Origin of the sequence: Aminobacter sp. Y103A, from assembly GCF_030294925.1 — a bacterium.
In the GTDB taxonomy this organism is placed as follows: Bacteria; Pseudomonadota; Alphaproteobacteria; order Rhizobiales; family Rhizobiaceae; genus Aminobacter; species Aminobacter ciceronei.
This window is the reverse complement of the sequence record NZ_AP017986.1, coordinates 1,081,595-1,099,508: the sequence shown is the minus strand read 5'-3', so window position 1 is coordinate 1,099,508 and position 17,914 is coordinate 1,081,595. Positions and strand designations below refer to the sequence as shown.

Annotated in this window: 12 protein-coding genes and 2 pseudogenes; 5 read left to right on the top strand and 9 right to left on the bottom strand. The window is 58.9% G+C overall.

Annotation, left to right across the window (positions count from 1 at the left end; genetic code table 11):
- Position 1 precedes the first annotated feature (1 nt).
- Positions 2-913, top strand: coding sequence for an SIR2 family NAD-dependent protein deacylase (locus tag Amn_RS05315; RefSeq protein ID WP_044548978.1), 912 nt, complete (start codon positions 2-4; stop codon positions 911-913).
- Between the two features lie 1,079 nt (positions 914-1,992).
- Here Amn_RS05315 and Amn_RS05310 read toward each other — a convergent pair.
- The 3 genes from Amn_RS05310 to Amn_RS05300 all read right to left on the bottom strand — a co-directional run bounded on the left by Amn_RS05310 (position 1,993) and on the right by Amn_RS05300 (position 5,265).
- Complete coding sequence (locus Amn_RS05310) at positions 1,993-2,961, bottom strand: GDP-L-fucose synthase family protein (protein ID WP_010913562.1); 969 nt, start codon at positions 2,959-2,961, stop codon at positions 1,993-1,995.
- A gap of 72 nt (positions 2,962-3,033) precedes the next feature.
- Positions 3,034-4,134 (bottom strand): GDP-mannose 4,6-dehydratase, encoded by a 1,101-nt coding sequence (gene gmd / locus Amn_RS05305; RefSeq protein WP_286295051.1) that lies wholly within the window; start codon positions 4,132-4,134, stop codon positions 3,034-3,036.
- 141 nt (positions 4,135-4,275) lie between these two features.
- The gene (locus tag Amn_RS05300) at positions 4,276-5,265 is read right to left on the bottom strand and encodes a nodulation protein NodZ (RefSeq protein WP_096453585.1); all 990 of its coding nucleotides are present in this window, start codon (positions 5,263-5,265) and stop codon (positions 4,276-4,278) included.
- Positions 5,266-5,727: 462 nt separating this feature from the next.
- On the opposite strand from Amn_RS05300, the pseudogene Amn_RS05295 reads away from it, so the two are divergent.
- A pseudogene (locus tag Amn_RS05295) lies at positions 5,728-6,123 on the top strand (transposase family protein); the annotation flags it as partial.
- Positions 6,124-6,196: 73 nt separating this feature from the next.
- On the opposite strand, the gene Amn_RS05290 reads toward Amn_RS05295, so the two are convergent.
- From Amn_RS05290 to Amn_RS05265, 6 genes and pseudogenes are all read right to left on the bottom strand, one after another.
- Positions 6,197-7,363, bottom strand: coding sequence for an NAD(P)/FAD-dependent oxidoreductase (locus Amn_RS05290; RefSeq protein WP_044551214.1), 1,167 nt, complete (start codon positions 7,361-7,363; stop codon positions 6,197-6,199).
- A 127-nt stretch (positions 7,364-7,490) separates the two neighbouring features.
- A complete protein-coding gene (locus Amn_RS05285; protein WP_425280318.1) occupies positions 7,491-7,628 on the bottom strand; it encodes a methionine adenosyltransferase domain-containing protein in 138 nt (45 codons plus the stop codon).
- Positions 7,621-7,818: a hypothetical protein gene (locus Amn_RS32580; protein WP_353622430.1), complete on the bottom strand. Its 198-nt coding sequence runs from the start codon at positions 7,816-7,818 to the stop codon at positions 7,621-7,623. Before Amn_RS32580 ends, Amn_RS05285 begins: the two co-directional genes overlap by 8 nt.
- A 370-nt stretch (positions 7,819-8,188) precedes the next feature.
- A pseudogene (locus Amn_RS05275) lies at positions 8,189-8,728 on the bottom strand (IS3 family transposase).
- A 59-nt stretch (positions 8,729-8,787) separates the two neighbouring features.
- The gene (locus Amn_RS05270; protein WP_172352494.1) at positions 8,788-10,155 is read right to left on the bottom strand and encodes a sigma-54-dependent transcriptional regulator; all 1,368 of its coding nucleotides are present in this window, start codon (positions 10,153-10,155) and stop codon (positions 8,788-8,790) included.
- The gene (locus Amn_RS05265) at positions 10,152-12,005 is read right to left on the bottom strand and encodes a sensor histidine kinase (protein WP_502874765.1); all 1,854 of its coding nucleotides are present in this window, start codon (positions 12,003-12,005) and stop codon (positions 10,152-10,154) included. The genes Amn_RS05270 and Amn_RS05265 overlap by 4 nt, the downstream gene beginning before the upstream one ends.
- A gap of 274 nt (positions 12,006-12,279) precedes the next feature.
- Between Amn_RS05265 and Amn_RS05260 the strand changes: the two genes are divergently transcribed.
- The 3 genes from Amn_RS05260 (at position 12,280) to nifA (ending at position 17,433) form a co-directional block, all read left to right on the top strand.
- Entirely contained in the window at positions 12,280-13,713 is a 1,434-nt protein-coding gene (locus Amn_RS05260) for a dicarboxylate/amino acid:cation symporter (protein ID WP_096453579.1), read from the top strand.
- 318 nt (positions 13,714-14,031) lie between these two features.
- On the top strand, positions 14,032-15,063 hold the full coding sequence (locus Amn_RS05255) for a LacI family DNA-binding transcriptional regulator (RefSeq protein ID WP_069091033.1): 1,032 nt from the start codon (positions 14,032-14,034) through the stop codon (positions 15,061-15,063).
- Between the two features lie 654 nt (positions 15,064-15,717).
- Positions 15,718-17,433: a nif-specific transcriptional activator NifA gene (gene nifA, locus Amn_RS05250; protein ID WP_202334545.1), complete on the top strand. Its 1,716-nt coding sequence runs from the start codon at positions 15,718-15,720 to the stop codon at positions 17,431-17,433.
- Positions 17,434-17,914: the final 481 nt, after the last annotated feature.

Sequence of the window (17,914 nt, the reverse complement as noted above, 5' to 3'; positions counted from 1 at the left end):
CATGAACACAATGACCTCGGGCCATCTCGTCGTCATTCGGGACAGTTTTGCCGAAAGGCAGCTTGACCTTTTGAAGAAAGGGCTCGCGGCCGATCAGGTCATTCCCTATCTCGGCCCGGGTCTGCTTGAGATCCGCTCCGCGGGACCGCCCGTACCGCATACCCCCGAAGCCGTTGCCGCAGCGCTCAACAAGCGCGCGCCAGCCCCTTCGAAGATTCGCACCAACATGTGGTCGGTAGCGCAGTATATCGAACAGCGCCGGCACCGCCGGACGCTTCAAGTTTGGATGGCCGAAATATTCGCGGCCCCGGTGGTGCCGACCATCTTGCATGCCTGGCTTGCAACGCTGCCGCTCTCCGTGATCGTCGACAGCTGGTACGACGGTGCCATGCGCGCGGCTCTAATACAGACCCGCCGAACGGACGTCGTCGAAATACAGGGCGTAACACGGGCGCACGAGATCGGTGACATTTGGACGAAAGCCTACGATTTGTCCGGGATATTACTCGAATCCGCACCAGCGGCGAAGACGGTTCTCTACGCCCCTCACGGCGGTGCCAGGCCGGCCGCAAACTTCCTCGTCGCAGATTCCGACTACGTTGAAGTGCTGAGCGAAATCGACATCCAGACGCCGATCCCTGACCTGGTGAAGGAACGGCGAGCTAGTCGTGGTCTTTTCTTCATCGGCTGCCGCTTCAACGATCAGATGCTGCGCACCTATGCCCGGCAGATCATGAAGCGCTCCAATGGCCCACATTTTGCGGCAATCGATACAGCGACGCTGACCAAGAACGAGCGTCGTTTCCTTGCGGCAAGCGCAATCACGGTCATTGACATGCCGACGGGTCAGGCCGCAGCCCGTCTCGTCGGACTGGGCGAGACATTGCATGAAGCCAAACGGGGTATCGTTTGAGCCATTCTCAGACACCTCAACATTGCCGAAAAGGTAAAACGGGCAATTGACTTCCGGGTTTTTCAACAACTCCGAGAGGCACTCTGAAAAGCTACGACGGTTATTGCATTCGAGGCTGCAGCGGATATGGCATTCGATGCTGCGGATGAACACAGCGGCGACGGGCCCGAACCAGCCGAGCAGAGCATAGCCTGGCGCCAGGGTTGTCGCGGCGAGCGGTCGCAGCTGATCGGCTTCACTTGGCGGTAAAAGCTGTGGCACGGCGCGATGACCAGGGCCGGTTGGGGTCGATGCCAATCGAGCTAAGGCCAAGCGTGCTCACCGCATAGGCGGTCACCTGCCACTGCCATATAGGCGGTCACCTGCCACTGCCATCCCAGAGCGTCAGGATGATCGCGTTGCGCGACAGCTTGGCGCGCCGCAGACGCGAGCGATGGGTTCAGGGCAGCCCGCTTCGCCATCAACGAGACCCGCTGCTGCATGAGTTGTAACGCCCGCACCACGGCCGCGAATCCGCGCTTGTGGCGCCATGACCTTGAGGCGAGTGAGTTCGGCGCTAACAACGCAGACTGAACCAATCCGATCAGCCCGGCCCATGCCGGAGAGCACGGCGACCAATGCCGCCAGCTCCACCACGCAGGGGGACACGATCCCGCCTGCGGCTAAGCGCGAGTTGAAAAGCATACGTCGACGCCCGCCATTTCCGCATGCACCGCCTTGGATAAGGCCTGCCTCGAGGCATGATGCGGGCCTGGTTGGCTTTCCTGTCGATGCCAGCTTCGTAAGCAGCGGCTCCCGCGAGGTCGAGCAGTTCTAACTGGCGGCTTGAGTTGACGGCGCTCACGCACAGCCGTTCCAGATGCGGCCAGTTATGCGGCCTTCCCCTTCCCATTTGGCTTGGGCAAGCTTCTGGGTGATCCTCTGCATCGCCGGTCGCAGAGAGGTCCGGTCTGCAAAGTCAGCACAGGCCACTATTGCGGCCGCCTCGAGATGTATGCGTCCCTCTCATCTGTTTGGCCGGACTGGGCGAGCTTGCACCCGGTCGGACATGCAGTCCAACCTGGATGCGCGCTTCCACATCAAGCCGCATGAAGGCGAAGAAAATCCTCATACGTCGCTTGCAACCCGGCACCAAGAGACGTTTTGGCTTTCCAGCCAAGGTTACGCAAGCGCGTTACGTCCAGTAGCTTGCGCGGAGTACCGTCTGGCTTCGTCGTGTCGAACACCAAATTGCCCTCCCAGCCGACCGCCGCCTTGACGAGTTCCGCCACCTCGCGAATTGTGACGTCCTCACCAACGCCAACATTAATCAGGGGCGCAGTGTCGGGGGCTGTCAAGGCGTCAAAATCCGAATCTGGCAGGCCAAGCAGGAACGCAATGGCATCGCCTACATCCGACGAATACATAAACTCTCGCCGAGGATTTCCGGATCCCCAGACCCCCACAGAGGAGTCGCCGTTCATTTTAGCTTGATGAAAGCGGCGTATCAGAGCAGGCAGAACGTGACAATTTTCGGGGTGATAATTATCGCCGGGACCATATAAATTGGTCGGCATCAACGCGAGATAGCGCGCCTTGTACTGCCGGTTGAAAGACCAGCACGATTCGACACCTGCGATTTTTGCCAAAGCGTAGGGACGATTCGTCGCTTCAAGCGGACCGGTGAGAAGGTATTCCTCCCGTATCGGCTGCGGACAGTCGCGTGGATAGATACACGAGGAGCCAAGAAAAATCATCCGTTCGACGCCGGAAGCGTAAGCGGCATCAAAAACACTGACTTGAATCGCGAGGTTGTTATGAAGGAAATCGACAGGGGAGCTGGCGTTCGCCAGTATACCACCAACTTTCGCGGCGCACATAACGACGTAATCTGGCCGCTGCGACATGAAGAACCTGCGCGTCTCGCTCCGGTCAAATAGATCCAGTTCGTCGTGAGTACGTGTTATTATCTCATAGGATCCTAACGCCTCGAGGGCTCTCATCGTGGCCGATCCAACAAGGCCGCGATGGCCTGCCACATAGACTTTCTTCATCTTTTTGTTTTCCATTATTAACGCTCTGGGCGCTCCTTAAGAAGGCCACCATAGCACTGACAACAACCCCGCATGGCGCCGCCGTTGTCAGCATAACTCTCGTGGACTGTGTGAATAATAACCCTGATTCATCAGCACTGCTTCACGCTCCGCCATGCGCAAATCTTCCCGAACCATCTCCCTAACCAATTCGATGAAGGAGATTTTGGGCTCCCACCCAAGTTTTTCTTTCGCCTTGCGGGCATCGCCGAGAAGTGTCTCGACTTCTGCAGGACGAAAATAGCGGGGATCTACTTTTACGATCAGAGCTCCCGTCTTTGCATCGTACCCCTCTTCGTCGACCCCTTCCCCCACCCAACGAACATCGATGCCGAGTTCAGCGGCCGCGACGGTGACGAATTCGCGCACCGAATGTTGCTCACCGCTAGCGATCACAAAGTCTTCAGGTTGCTGCTGCTGCAGCATCAACCACTGCATCTGGACGTAGTCTCGAGCGTGCCCCCAATCGCGACGCGCATTAAGGTTGCCGAGGAATAGAGTGCGTTGCGTTCCAAGCTTAATCCGAGTCAAGGCGCGCGTGATTTTGCGAGTTACAAATGTTTCTCCGCGCGCAGGTGACTCATGATTAAATAAAATGCCGTTACATGCATACAAATTGTAAGATTCTCGATAATTTACGGTGATCCAGTGAGCATACAATTTGGCAACAGCGTAGGGGGACCGGGGGTAGAACGGTGTCGTCTCGGTCTGTGGCGTTTCCCGCACCAGCCCGTAGAGCTCAGACGTCGAGGCTTGGTAGTAGCGCGTATGCTTGACGAGCCCCAGGATCCGAATTGCCTCGAGGATACGCAGCGCACCCAAGGCATCGGAGTTCGCGGTGTATTCTGGTTCTTCAAAGGAGACTGCAACGTGGCTCTGAGCTGCCAAATTGTAAATTTCGTCCGGCTGAACCAGTTGGATGACGCGCGTAAGGCTCGACGAGTCTGTCAAGTCCCCGTGGTGAAGTGTAAGATCAACGCCACTTTCATGAGGGTCATGATAGAGATGGTCTATACGGCCCGTATTAAAAAGAGACGATCGTCTCTTTATCCCATGCACAGAATAGCCCTTTTCTAAAAGCAATTCTGCGAGGTAGGAACCGTCTTGTCCCGTAACCCCGGTGATTAAAGCTACTTTTCTCTTTGACAAGCTTGAATCCTTTTGATTTTGACGCGCCTATGAAAACGCTCGCCTGCGGCGGGATTGCGTGGCGAGAAAGGGGCGTATTGGGCAGGGCGACGGGGGCCTCTGCGCGAAGGCAAGGGAGAGTTCGATCGGGATGCCAGCCTTTCATGGAGCCGGGGAACGTTCGAAAGTGTTGTCGATCAAGATCAAACGACGCGGGTCATTCAAATCGAATTCGACAATTCGTGGCACGAAGAGGCGGGCGTAGCGGGTGAAGGCGCTAGTCGGAGGAAAGCGAATAACAGTGTCGCATCGACCGAGGAGATACATCTCAACGAGCGCGGAAAACCCCCCGTCGGTGCCCAGTGCTGCACTGTGTAAGGGGCCGGCCTGATCCGCCTGGAAGCGTTTTGGGACGGTGAAAAGTTCGGGAAATACGCCCGACAGGTGATCAACAACCTTGGCGCTGTCTGTACACAAGAACACCCTTACAGGTCTTGAATGCGGTTGCGCCTTGGCCATACGAATGGCAGTGCATACCTGCTCTAAGGCAACCTTCGGATCAGCCCAGTAAGGTGCGTGATCCATAATATCTTCGCCGTTGCCGTGGCGGACATGGACTCCAATTATGCTGTGCCCGTCAAAATGTTCCTGGTAGAGCGCTTCAATGCGATCCTCAATTTCGACCCTCGGTGTGATGCTCCTAAATATGGTTCGCTCGGCCTTTTCATCGCAGCGCCACATCAAGCAAGCATCACACACTACCGTGTTGGCTTCACAATCATCTTGGGCCTGGAAAAGATCGTTAAGCTCGTCACGTTCTTGAAAAATCTGTTCATCCGGACGGTACACGCAGTCGATGGATGGCTTGTTCCACCACGACGGGAAGAAGGGACCAGGGAATGAGACGTGGTTGATCTGGTCATCGCAAATGACCCGTACACCACCGATATCCTCAATTGGCTTGAAGAAAGCTGGAAAGGCATTCGCAAACGGGTTGTCAAGGTAACAAGAGCCGCGCCAATCTATTGCTAAAGCTCGTCCCGTCCGATGTGCGTAGTCCCAAGCCGACGCGAGAGACCACAGGCAATCACCGAGACCCGTGCGCCGTCGAGAAACAACGAACCGATCGTTCCTTGAGCGATCAACAAGCATCTAAATTGCCTCTCTCCAGAACACCACAAGCCTCAGCTTTGCTGCTGCGTTTGAGGCAAGCGCCTGCGCAATTCGGGGAAGATTGTCGTGCTGTGCCAATGCGATGTAGCTTGCGTCTGTCGCGGAAGTGCCTGGCCGCGATGGACGCGCGCCTGGGCTGGTCTTCCGCGCAGACCAGAAAATGCTCTTCGGAGCCAACGCAAACATCAACCACTTTCCTTAAGGCTGCTACATTCTTGAATTCTTTCTATGCATCGTGCCGTAACATCGGTAAAATCGTCTGTTTCGATGAAACGCATCCACGCCATGGATGGCTAGTGACATGGGTTCCAGAGCGTTGGCTGTGAACCCTCTCGCTGTGCTCGACGCACCGCTAACCCCAGCGGAACCTCACGGTGACAGCACGCAGCATCGACCTAAGTAAGCCGGCCATGAGCGCGGGCCGCGGCCACGAAGCTTCGACTGGGCCAGGTTCTGCATGGGAGCGCCACAAAGAAAGAGGCGATGCGTCGAGCTGTAAGCGAGCCTGAGCTCGCTTTCGAAGCGCTATGCCATCAACCCCAAGACGGTCGCGAAGTGGAGGAGCGGAGTTCGACCGCCGATCTGCCCACCGGCCCCAGGGAGCCGAGATCGAAGGTGCTGTCTGCCGTAGAAGAGGACCGTTGTTGTGGCCTTCCGCCGCAACACACTGCTGCCGCTGGACGATTGCCTCTACGGCCTTGCAGCCGACGATCCCGCATCTGACGCGCTCTTCATTGCACCGATGTCTGCAGCGCAAGCATCGGCTTCTTCCACATTGATATTGCGGAGATCCCAACCGAACAGGGCAAGCTAAACATCAAGGCCTTTGTACCGCGGCACCGCCTGTCGCGAACCTTCGCGCCCCTCTGTCCCGCCGGCACCAAAGGAGACCGTCGCGGCGCCGTTGTTGCTAGATCACATTCAATTCCCTAAACGCCCGCCCTTCGGCGACACGGATGTACCCAAACGCGGAGCAATCGACCGTGCGGTAGCCGCCATGCACGAGAAGCTCGGCCAGCGCTTTGCCGACCGCCGGGGCCTGCTGCAGACCGTGGCCTGAAAATCCGTTGGCGAAGAGGAAATTTTTCACCTTGGGGTGCGGCCCGATCACCGCGTTCTGGTCGAGCGTGTTGTAATCGTAGTGCCCGGCCCAGGCGCGGGTAGGCTTGATGGCCTCGAAGGCTGGAATGCGGGTCGCCAGCACCGGCCAAATCACCTCTTCGAACAGCGGCCAGTCGACCTCGAAATCCTGGGGATCGGCCGGGCCGTCGCCCTCTTCCGGCTCGGCGCCGCCGGTGAGATAGACCGGGCCTTCCGGCCTGACATAGATGCCGGAGGGATCGACCAGCAGCGGCATGTCGGCATATTTTTCGCGCGCCTCGAAGACGAAGACATTGCGCTTGCGCGGCTCGACCGGCAGCGCCAGCCCGGCGAGAGCGGCGACCTTGCCGGCATTCGGCCCGGCGGCATTGAGGACGGTGCCGGCTTCGATCGTCTCGCCATTGTCGAGCCTGACGCCGGTGACACGGTGGCCCTGCCGCTCGATGCCGATGACCGAGGCGGTCATAAAGTCCACGTTCTTGCCGCGCAGCGCCTTGCGGAACAGCGTCAGCATCGCATGCGCGTCGAACCAGCCTTCGCCGGTCCGACCATAGGCGCCGGCAGAAATGCCTTCGGTCGACAGCCAGGCGAAGCGCTGCGTCAACTGCTCGGCATCCTCGAGCACGATGTCGGCGCCCTCGGCGATCTGCGCCTCGTGATTGGCCTTGAGGATCGGTAGCCCGGCTTCTCCGGCGAGGATCAGATAGCCGCTCTCGCGGAACCCGATATCGGCATCCGTGCCGAATTCTTCCTTCAGCCGCCGGAACAGCTTCAGCGCGAATTGCGACAGGCGGATGTTTTCAGGAATCGAAAACTGCTGGCGAATGGAGGCGCAGGACAACGTCGTTGCCGCGTGCGCGAACTGCGGATCGCGCTCGATCAGCGCGATCGAGCCGGAAAACCCTTCCTCGCGCAGATAGTAGGCGATCGAGGAGCCGACGATGGCTCCTCCGATGATAACGATGTCGTAACGCACTTTTTTGTCGCCTTTCCGGTAACCGCCCGTGTCGATCACACAGCCGTCAGCATGATGTCGAAGCGCGTGCCGCGGCGGGCGCGGGCCTAGCGAGTTGAAAGGCCGCATGCGCTTGATCCAGCGGCGCTCACGCAGCTGCCGGTCCTGCCTCACGCAGCAAGTCGTCGGCTCTGTCCGTCTTCTCCCAGGTGAACTCAGGCTCTTCACGGCCGAAGTGTCCGTATGTCGCCGTGTTGCGGTATATCGGGCGTACGAGATCAAGCATCTTGATGATGCCTTTCGGTCGGAGATCGAAAACATGCGAATCCAAACATGAGGCCCTGATCCCGCCCTTGCTCGAGATCCTGCCATCGTCCTTCATCAACGCCCTGGCTGATGCCGGGCGACTGCTCGGTGAGAGCCAGAACGACGGCGCAATTTCGACCATCAAAGCCGATGGCATCGTCGTAGCCAATATCGAGTATCGTATCGCGGGCGACTTGGGTGTAATCGATGTGCGCATGGCTGGTACCCTCGTCCTGCTGGCTTTGTCATTTCGCGCTCTTCGCAAATGCTGTTTGGCGGCGGAACATAAAACGACACCAGATTTCTGCCGCCACTGATCTCGAAAGTTGTGATGAGCGTACCATTGACAGCGATTTGCGCTCGCAACGATTCCATGAATTTCTTTGAAGGATCTGTTGCAACGCTAAACAACAACGCAACGAGATTGGCGGGGGCCTGGTAAGACGGCAAGCTCGAACTGGTTGGCCAAGAGGGAGGCGATCGGCGCACCTTTCCCCAGGCGACGTGCTAACTTGCATCGTGCACCTCATCCGCCATTTGCTAAATGTTTAGTCCCGGCATTTGCTGGAGCGGATTGAAAGTGAACGCTCGGGCTGGGAAGCCCATGCCTTCCAGATGAACTCGCAGGGCGTGAGGCCCTTGAGGGTCTTCAGCTTGCGGCCGAAATTGTAGGCCGCGACGAAGTCGGCAAGATGCCGACGCAGTTGGTCGCGATCGTCGTAGTGGAAGCGCTTGACGGTTGCGTCTTGATGGTCCGGTTCATTCTCTTGACTCTTCTCGCCGGCCTGTCGCCGTCGACATCTGGCAATCGGCCGATGCTTGCCTGCAGGCAGCGGTGGGAGCGCGTCAGATGCGTGACGTCGGCTGCAACGCGTAGAGGCAATCGTCGAGCGGCAGCAGCCTTGTTGCGGCGGAAGGCCACAACAACGGTTTTCCTCGACAGACAGAACTGTCGACTCCCTGGAGCCGGTGGACAGATCGCGGTCGAATTCCGCTTCTCCACTTCGCGACCGTCTTGGGGTTGATGCCATAGCGCTCCGAAAGCGACCTCAGGCTCGCTTCACCTAGCCCATAGTGCATCCTTTGAGTCGGACGAGAATGGCGAAATTTCTTTTCCGCGACATGCAAGCAAGAAGGCTTCAGCCAATGGCGGTTTTTCGATAATCGGCCGTGTCTATCCCATGTCGTTTCAGCTTGTCGTAGAAGGTCTTGCGGGGAACTCCCAGGACTTCGATCGTTCGCCTCACGTCGCCGCCGCATTCCTGCAAGGCATCGCGGATGACAGTCGCCTCATAAAGGCTGACCTTCTCGGACAAGTGGAGGCTTGATACCGCTTGTTCCTTTCGACCTGATGCAATGGGCGTGCCTAGCCTTTCAAGTCCCAATGCAACGCGATCGGCGAAATGCACGAGTTCACGGACATTGCCGGGCCAATTGTGGCTCACGAGGCGATCGCGCACGCCAGCGCTGATGTCCGGAACTGGCCTGCTGAAGCGTTTGGAGGCGCGTTCCAGGAAATGCCCAAAGAGCATCGGGATGTCTTCGCGCCTTTCGCGAAGCGGCGGGATGCGGAGCGTCACCACATTCAGCCGGAAATAAAGGTCTTCCCGGAAATCTCCGCGGGCGGCCGGATCGCCGAGATCGGCCTTGGTAGCCGACACGACACGAAGGTCGATGCTGCGGGTTTCGTTCGTGCCAAGCGGCGTGATCTGCCGGGTCTCAAGCACCCTCAGAAGCTTCACCTGGAGTGCTGGCGGCATCGACTCGATTTCGTCGAGGAAGAGCGTCCCTCCGTTCGAATGCTCGATGCGACCGGTCCTGCGCCTCTGCGCGCCAGTAAAGGCGCCTGCCTCGTGCCCGAAAAGTTCGCTATCGATGACGCTTTCGGGCAGCGCTCCACAATTCAGGGCAACGAAGGGCTTCGTGCGTCGTCTGCTCCAGCGGTGAAGCAGATCCGCGACCACCTCCTTGCCCGTGCCCGTCTCGCCTTCCACAAGGACATCCACATCGGTATCGGCGATCTGGCGGAGAGTTTCGCGCAATCGAATCATGGTCGGTGCCTCCCCGATCAGCGGGATATCGCCCGCAGATCGGACAACCGCATCCCTAAGACGTCTGTTTTCCAGGACCAGGCGCCGTTTTTCCGAAGCGCGATGCAGCGTCACGAGAAGCCGGTCGTTCGCATATGGCTTCGAGATGAAATCGTAGGCGCCATCCTTGATGGCGGCAACGGCCAGCTCGACGTCGGCATGCCCGGTGATCAGGACAACCGGAATTTCCGGGTCGATCGCCTTCACTCGCTCGAAGAGCTGAAGTCCGTTCAGCCCGGGCATACGGATGTCACTCACGACAGGGCCATCGAAGTTCCCGTCGATTCTGGCGAGTGCGGCCTCAGCCGAACCGAACACGCTCGGTGAGAACGAGGCAAGCTTCAGCATCTGCGTGGCTGCGCGAAGCACATCCTCGTCATCGTCGATAAAAATGACCGGTCCTGATTCAGCACTCATGCCGCTCGCCTCAGCTCGACCGTGAAGGAAGTCCCTCTCCCGTGGCCGGCATCATCATGCCGCAACGAGCCGCCGAGCTCACGTGCGATCTCTTGCGAAATGACCAGGCCAAGACCGAGACCCTTTTCCTTGTTGGTAACGAACGGCATGAAGAGGCTCCTGCGAATGTCGGGGGCAAGGCCGGGGCCGTTGTCCCGAAGGGAAATAGCGACCATTTCCCCGTTTTCGGCGAGCGCTATCTCGACGCGGGGCTCCGGTTGATCCTTCAGAGCGTCAAGCGCGTTCTGGAGAAGGTTGACGAGTATCTGCTCCAGTCGCATGCGGCTTGCCATGACAATTGGAGACGGATCGATCCGCTTCCGTTCAATCGTCACCCCGGAATCGCGAATTCGGCCTGAAAGAAGCGACAGAGCGCCGTCGATCGCGTCGTCCGCCAGTATCGGTCCCATCGATCCGCTGGCGCGGCGGGAAAAGGACCTTAGCGTTTCAGTGATCGTGCCGATCCTGCCGGTCATGGCGACGATCGAGGTCAGATTCTCGGCGGTTTCTTGCGACCGGCCGATCCCTAGAAGACGCGCGGCATTTTCAGCATAGGTGCGGATTGCGGCGACCGGCTGGTTGATCTCGTGGGCGACCCCGGCCGTTATCTGTCCCAGGATTGACAAGCGGTTCGCCTGGGCGAGTTCGTCGCGCAGGCGACGCACTCTTGCTTCAGCGTTCTCTCGCTCGGCGATCTCACCGGCGAGCGCTGCGTTCGAGCTTTGGAGCTCCGCCGTGCGCAGTTCGACGCGATGCTCCAGTTCCGCATTCAGCAACACAAGCACTTCTTGCCGCTGCCGGGCCGCCCGCCGCCGTCGAACAATGATGAAAATGACGAATCCAACGAGAACGAGGGCAAGCAGCGTTGTCACGCGGGCTGTCATGACCGCCGAGGAGATCTCGGTGTCGGCGGGGATGAGCAACGACATGCGCCAGCCCGGAACTGCTTTGCCGAGATCCTGCGAAACCGCAACGAAACCGGCTGATCGACTCTCAGGAGTTGCGGTGACCAGGTTGTCGCCGCGGCGGGAAAGCGGCACCGGCTCGAAAGTCACGCCCGGTAGCTGCAGACGATCGCGAGCGGTTTGCTTCTCCTTTGCGGAAAGCGGTGAGAGAGCGCCAAAACGCCATTGGGGCACGCTCGTGGCAAGAACCACGCCTCGCTCATCGGTCGTGAAGACCACGAAGCCGCTCTCCAGCCAACGCGACTCGACGCGGTCGAGCTCCACCTTCACCACAACCACACCGAGCGGCCCCTCCGGCCCATCGACCCGGCTCGACAGATAGAGACCAGGGCGCGCGCTAACCGTGCCGAGCGCATATTGCATAGCCGCGCCATCCGCCATCGCCTCGGTGAAGTAGTGGCGAAAGCGGTAATCGCTGCCGACGAAACTGGTCGGCTCGCCGGCGTTGCTCGCAGCGACCGCTACGCCCTCAGGATTAATGATGTAGAGTATAGAAGAGCCGGCGTCGCGCGCGATGGCGCGAAGCTTCTCATCAAGCGCGGCTTCGTTGGCAGTGCTCGGACTGCGAAGCATCTCCTGAACGGCACCGTCGCGTGCCAGAACCAGCGGAATCATTCGCTGCTTCTCGATCTCTCCTTTCAAACTGTCGGCTGCAAGCGGGAACGCGGCAAGAGCACGGTCGCGTAGGGCATACTCTGCTCTGGTGCCGGCGATGCGTCCCGTTGCAAAGACGACGAAACAGAGCGCCGCACCAAGAATTGCAAGCAAAACCACAAGCCAGAGAGATCGACCGCCGGATCTACCAGGGAAGACCAATGGGGCGCGCTGGAAGGCGCCATTACCCATGTCTTCTTCTTCTGCCATCGTATTCTTAAAACCGATCATTGACGAACCATAGTGCGGGGTTCCGCCAGAAGGGAAGGCGATCCGTGCGGAAAACCGCACAATCTTGCTGCGCGATTTGTTGAAGATACCTGAGGCTCCGGCGATTTCCGCGCTCTCTTGGCTTGGCACGGCTATTGCGGTCAACAACGCAGCAGCGTTCGACCGGGGCGCCGCGATGGGAGAAGCCGCGGGGAGGAACAGCCCGCCCCAAACCGGTCAGGGAGAGAAAACTTACATGTTGACCCCACTGGCTCCAAGCGTAAAGCGCGCACCCCGCAAGACCCTTTTTGCCAAGCCTTACGTGCAGGTGCTTGTCGCAATCCTGCTCGGAGTCGCGGTTGGCCATTTTTATCCGCAAATCGGAGAAAACCTGAAGCCGCTCGGCGATGCCTTCATCAAGCTCGTCAAGATGATCATCGCGCCCGTTATCTTTCTGACCGTGTCGACTGGAATTGCCGGCATGAGCGATCTTCAGAAGGTCGGCCGTGTTGCCGGCAAGGCGATGGTCTATTTCTTCACCTTCTCGACGCTCGCGCTTATCGTCGGCCTCATCGTCGGCAATGTCATTCAGCCTGGCGCCGGCCTCAACATCGATCTGACCTCGCTCGACGTCCAAGCCGTCAATGGCTATGCCTCAAAGGCCCATGAGCAGTCCGTGACCGGCTTCCTCATGAACATGATCCCGACCACGATTGTCGGCGCCTTTGTGGAAGGCGACATTCTACAGGTGTTGTTCTTCTCCGTCCTCTTCGGCATCGCGCTGGCGATGGTCGGAGAATCGGGCAAATCGGTTCTTTCCTTCCTTCAGGACCTCACTGCACCCGTTTTCAAATTGGTCGGCATCCTGATGAAAGCCGCGCCGATCGGTGCTTTCGGAGCAATGGCCTTCACGATTGGCAAATATGGCATCGGTTCGGTAGCCAACCTTGCGATGCTGGTCGGGACCTTCTATCTCACGGCCTTCCTCTTCGTATTCGGGGTTCTCGGTGCAGTCTGTCGCTACAATGGCTTCTCGATCTTTTCTCTTATCCGCTACATAAAGGAAGAGCTGCTGCTGGTCCTCGGAACGTCCTCCTCCGAGGCTGCGCTGCCCTCTCTCATGGAGAAAATGGAAAAGGCCGGCGCCAAGCGCTCGGTCGTGGGCCTGGTTATCCCGACCGGATATTCCTTCAATCTGGATGGCACCAATATCTACATGACCCTCGCGGCCCTTTTCATCGCGCAGGCGACGAATACGGATTTGTCAGTTGGCGATCAGGTCCTGCTGCTGCTCGTCGCGATGCTTTCCTCCAAGGGTGCAGCAGGTGTCACAGGTGCCGGCTTCGTCACGTTGGCCGCTACGCTCTCCGTAGTGCCGGCAGTTCCCGTTGCTGGAATGGCGCTGATCCTTGGCGTCGATCGCTTCATGTCGGAATGCAGGGCACTGACGAATTTGGTCGGTAACGCGGTGGCATCGCTCGTCGTCGCCCGCTGGGAAGGCGAACTGGATCAGGCGCAATTGAAAGCTGCATTCTGCGGCCACCAGCCTGCCGAGACATCAACCGGCCAGCCACTGATAACGCCCGCGCCGAGCAACTCGGCAGCATCGCTGCCGGTTGAATCGCCTGGCTGGTCCCAAACGCCGGACGATCGGGCCGCGGGTTCCAAACAAACTCTCGCGGGCCGATGAAATCAACAATCCCGAAATGCAGTGGGTGCAAAATCATCTGCGCCTTGCGAAGGTCTTGCACCGGTCACGACACACAAGCCCTCGATGATGCGCTTAATGCCTCCGAAGTTTGCGACGGTTCGTCGAACCGGGCGCGGAGCTGGGTCGGAGCCGTCGGCACGGCTGAACAATTCGCCCAGGCTCTACATTTCGGCTTCTACCTCGCACCATGCCACGACCAGAATTCGGTAGCGAACAGGATCAATGCAGGAATGACGGATTTTACTGAATCGACCTTTGCCGGATTTCTTCTTGATGTCGTTTAATCAGACTCGAACAATGGCGAAGCGACCCATAATTGCTGATATCGCCCGGGAAGCCGGGGTTAGTGTTGCCACCGTTGACCGAGTTCTGAATGCCCGTCATCCGGTGCGGAAGGAGACTGCGCAGCGGGTCTTAGCGGCGGCACAGGCCATCGGATATCACGCCGCAGGTCTTATCAAGCAGCGCCTGCAGCCGGACCTGCCGCAATATCGGCTTGGCTTCATCTTGAGAAAACCGACTCACCACTTCTACCAGGGCTTCGCGCGTGAGGTCGAAGCGGCGGTCAACGCGGCGAAGTGCTTCCATGGCACTTCGCTCATCGAATTCGCGCCGTCGCACATGCCATGCGACCTTGTTCCATTGCTCAAGGAATTCGGAGCGCGCTGCCACGCGATCGCCATGGTGGCGCCGGACCATCCGGCGATCACGGCAGCCGTCCAAGAACTCAAGGCAAAAGGCATCCCCGTTTTCTCGCTGCTTTCCGATTTCGCCGAAGGTGTTCGTGAGGGTTATATCGGCCTCGACAACCGCAAGGTCGGGCGGACGACAGCGTGGATGCTTTCAAAGGTCGCAAGACGGCCGGGCAAGGTGGCGGTTTTTGTCGGCAGCCACCGTTTTCAGGGGCAGGAGCTGCGGGAGGTCGGCTTTCGCTCCTATTTCCGTGAGAATGCACCGGCATTCGAGCTGCTCGATCCGCTCGTGAACCTTGAGGCACGGCAGATCACCTACGAGGCCACGCTGGATCTCATGCAACGGGAACCCGAACTCACCGGCTTCTATGTGGCCGGCGGAGGTATGGAGGGAGCGATCTCCGCGCTCCGTGAAGAAGGCGAAAGCCGGGGTCTCGTCGCGATCGTTAACGAGATCACGCCGGAGTCACGGGCTGCACTCGCAGATGGCATGATCACGATGTCGGTCGCCACGCCCCAGCGCCTGCTTTGCCAGGAACTGATGACGCTGATGGCCCAGGCCATCAAGGTCGGCACTTCGGAGACGCTCGGGCAGACTTTTCTGCCGTTTGAGATCTATCTGCCGGAAAACATCTGAAAAACTGATAAAATACTATCATGAGAGCCTAATTTCCTTTCATTCATGAAAGAAAAGCAGCGGGAGTTTGATTGACTCACCTGCCTCATTCCGGTCTCGTTTAACAACGAATGATTGCTGCGCGGCGGAAGCCAGTCAGCCGAGAACGACGACCCGCACTTCATGAAGAGAGAGGAAAGCCATGCGTCAAGCATCGCTCCGCTTTGCTATCGACCGCATGACGCCGCCCCATCTTGCCAGGGCCGCACTTGCTCGCGGCCGGGGCCTGACTGGCATCGACATTAGCTATCATCTCGATGGCAATTTCATTGCGCGCGAAAAGCCGGCTGCAGACGTCCGTCTTGCTGACGGATCAATCGTCACGACTATCTTCATCAACGCCTTTTCGTGTTTCAATGAATCCCCGCGTGCAAGGGCGAGGCGAGCAAACTCGTCGATTGTGCAGCGGCCTGCGGAGCGAAGACGCCGACGAATGCGATTCGCCAAGGACATCCACGCGCTGGACAATAGGCGCACTTGCCTCGGGCGTCGATTTCATGGCGCGAGATGGATGATCACATGCACGATACTCGCAACTGCGAGCAAAGTGCCAGGCAGATCTCGTCGCGCTGCATATCGCTTCCAAAAATGAAAAGCCCTAATTCAAAGTCCGAGATGAATAACGTGGTCCCTATTGTGCCGTTGCACGAGAGGGCGCCGGACATCTTTGAAACGTCGACAGCGCTCACCGCTCCCTCTGGGCTGGAAGCCACGTTGGCCAACGTCGTCGACCTCCTGCCATCGTTGGTGCAGGTGCGGCACGGCATCATCTCGCTCTGCGACGGTGCCGGCATACCGGACATGACCGTCGGCGCCGGCTGGAGCGAAGGCAGCGATGAGCGCTACCGCAAGCATCTGCCACGGGCGGCGATCGACCAGATCATAACGACGGGCATGGCGCTCGTCGCCGAGAACATAGCGTTGGATCCGGCTTTCAACGCCGCCGACAAGGAGGTGCTCGGGGCGTCCGACAACATGAAAGTGTCGTTCATCGGCGTACCCATTCGCGTCGATGCGAACGTCGTGGGCACGCTGACCATCGACCGCATCCTGGACAACAAATCAGGCTCCCTCCTCGATTACGACCTGCGCCTCCTTACCACAATCGCTAATCTGGTTGGACAGACAGTGAAGCTGCATCGCCTGTTCGCGTCCGACCGCGAGCGACTGATGGCCGAAAAAATCCGGATGCAAAAGCAATTCGGCGAACTCAAGCAGCCTGGGCATGAGGGCAAAAGGGCTCATGTCAAGGGGATCATTGGCGACAGCCCGGCGCTGCGCGGGCTGCTTGAGAAGGTCGCGTTAGTAGCCAGGTCCAACAGCACCGTTTTGCTGCGCGGGGAATCGGGGACCGGCAAGGAGCTGGTCGCCAAGGCCGTTCACGAGATGTCGGGACGCGCCAAGCGGCCGTTCATCAAGCTCAATTGCGCAGCGCTCCCTGAGACAGTCCTGGAATCCGAACTGTTCGGTCACGAAAAGGGTGCCTTTACCAGTGCATTCAACTCGCGCAAGGGGCGCTTTGAGCTCGCCGACAAGGGAACGTTGTTTCTGGACGAGATCGGTGAGATTTCGGCCTCGTTCCAGGCAAAGCTGCTGCGCGTGCTGCAGGAGCAGGAGTTCGAGCGCGTCGGCAGCAACCAGACGATTAAGGTCGACGTTCGCGTGATTGCCGCCACGAACAGGAACCTGGAAGACGCGGTTGCAAGGAACGAGTTTCGCGCCGACCTTTATTATCGCATCAGCGTTGTTCCCTTGCTGGTGCCGCCATTGCGCGAAAGGCGCGGTGATATTCCGCTCCTTGCTGCTGAGTTTCTCAAGAATTTCAACAGCGAGAACGGCCGTACGATGGTCTTCGATGCGAGTGCGACTGAAGTGCTGATGAACTGTGCTTTTCCCGGAAATGTCCGCGAGCTTGAAAATTGCGTGCAGCGGACGGCGACCCTGGCAGCGGGAGCGTCAATCGGCAGAAACGACTTTGACTGCTGCCATGGCCGATGCCTTTCCGCGATGCTATGGAAGCACGCATCGAAGGAGACTGCGCCGAAATCGGAGCCGATCGCACCATTGCCACTGAACCCGGCCATGCAATCGTCTGGTGCTTTTGCTTCGGCCGCCATTGGGGTCCCGCATGACGACAGCGAGCAGGCACTGCCAGCGCCTGTTCGGCTAGGCCTCGTAAGCGACGCGAAGATGACCGATCGCGAGCGTCTCATCGCGGCCATGGAAAGATCCGGCTGGGTACAGGCAAAGGCAGCGCGCCTGCTTGGACTGACGCCGCGCCAGATTGGTTACGCGCTGAGGAAATACGGTATCGAGATCAAGAATCTCTGAACCTGCTGTCGGATTTCAAGCGGGGCCACGAGATAGCGCGCGAGGCGAATAGCTGGGACAAATTAGCGTTGATTGGTACGGCTCGGACCTCCGTCGGTGAGGCGTTGCAGCCCTCCTGTTGGCGCCGGCCGCAATCCACGGCCCGCTCGACCGCACGGCGCTTGGTATCCCAGTCAAGTTGGCGCAAACGCAGCGCCGTCATGGTCGGTCCGATGGTGTCGCTCCGCCGGCCCCGTGCCGGATGTCTCGCCATTGAAACGGAGAACAGTACGCCGTCAACCAACCTTACCGGCGTGGTGTAGGCCGTCAGGCAGACCAGCGGCGTGCTGCCCTTTCGCGCACGGATGTTCGGCGGCGTGATCGCCTTGACGACACCAGCGGCGCTCAATCCACGTCTCTCCTCACCCAGCGTCACCCACGGCCAGTGTCGCGTTTGGCATATTTTTGTCGAGGTGCGAAGAGGTAAAATCGCCAGAGCGCG

Bases quoted from the DNA above. Each gene is read 5' to 3' on its own strand.
- Amn_RS05260 (WP_096453579.1), top strand. From the start codon at position 12,280: ATGTTGACCCCACTGGCTCCAAGCGTAAAGCGCGCACCCCGCAAGACC.
- Amn_RS05310 (WP_010913562.1), bottom strand. From the start codon at position 2,961: ATGGAAAACAAAAAGATGAAGAAAGTCTATGTGGCAGGCCATCGCGGC.
- Amn_RS05315 (WP_044548978.1), top strand. From the start codon at position 2: ATGAACACAATGACCTCGGGCCATCTCGTCGTCATTCGGGACAGTTTT.
- Amn_RS05255 (WP_069091033.1), top strand. From the start codon at position 14,032: ATGGCGAAGCGACCCATAATTGCTGATATCGCCCGGGAAGCCGGGGTT.
- Amn_RS05285 (WP_425280318.1), bottom strand. From the start codon at position 7,628: ATGCTTGATCTCGTACGCCCGATATACCGCAACACGGCGACATACGGA.
- Amn_RS05270 (WP_172352494.1), bottom strand. From the start codon at position 10,155: ATGAGTGCTGAATCAGGACCGGTCATTTTTATCGACGATGACGAGGAT.
- Amn_RS05265 (WP_502874765.1), bottom strand. From the start codon at position 12,005: ATGGGTAATGGCGCCTTCCAGCGCGCCCCATTGGTCTTCCCTGGTAGA.
- Amn_RS05300 (WP_096453585.1), bottom strand. From the start codon at position 5,265: ATGCTTGTTGATCGCTCAAGGAACGATCGGTTCGTTGTTTCTCGACGG.
- nifA (WP_202334545.1), top strand. From the start codon at position 15,718: ATGAATAACGTGGTCCCTATTGTGCCGTTGCACGAGAGGGCGCCGGAC.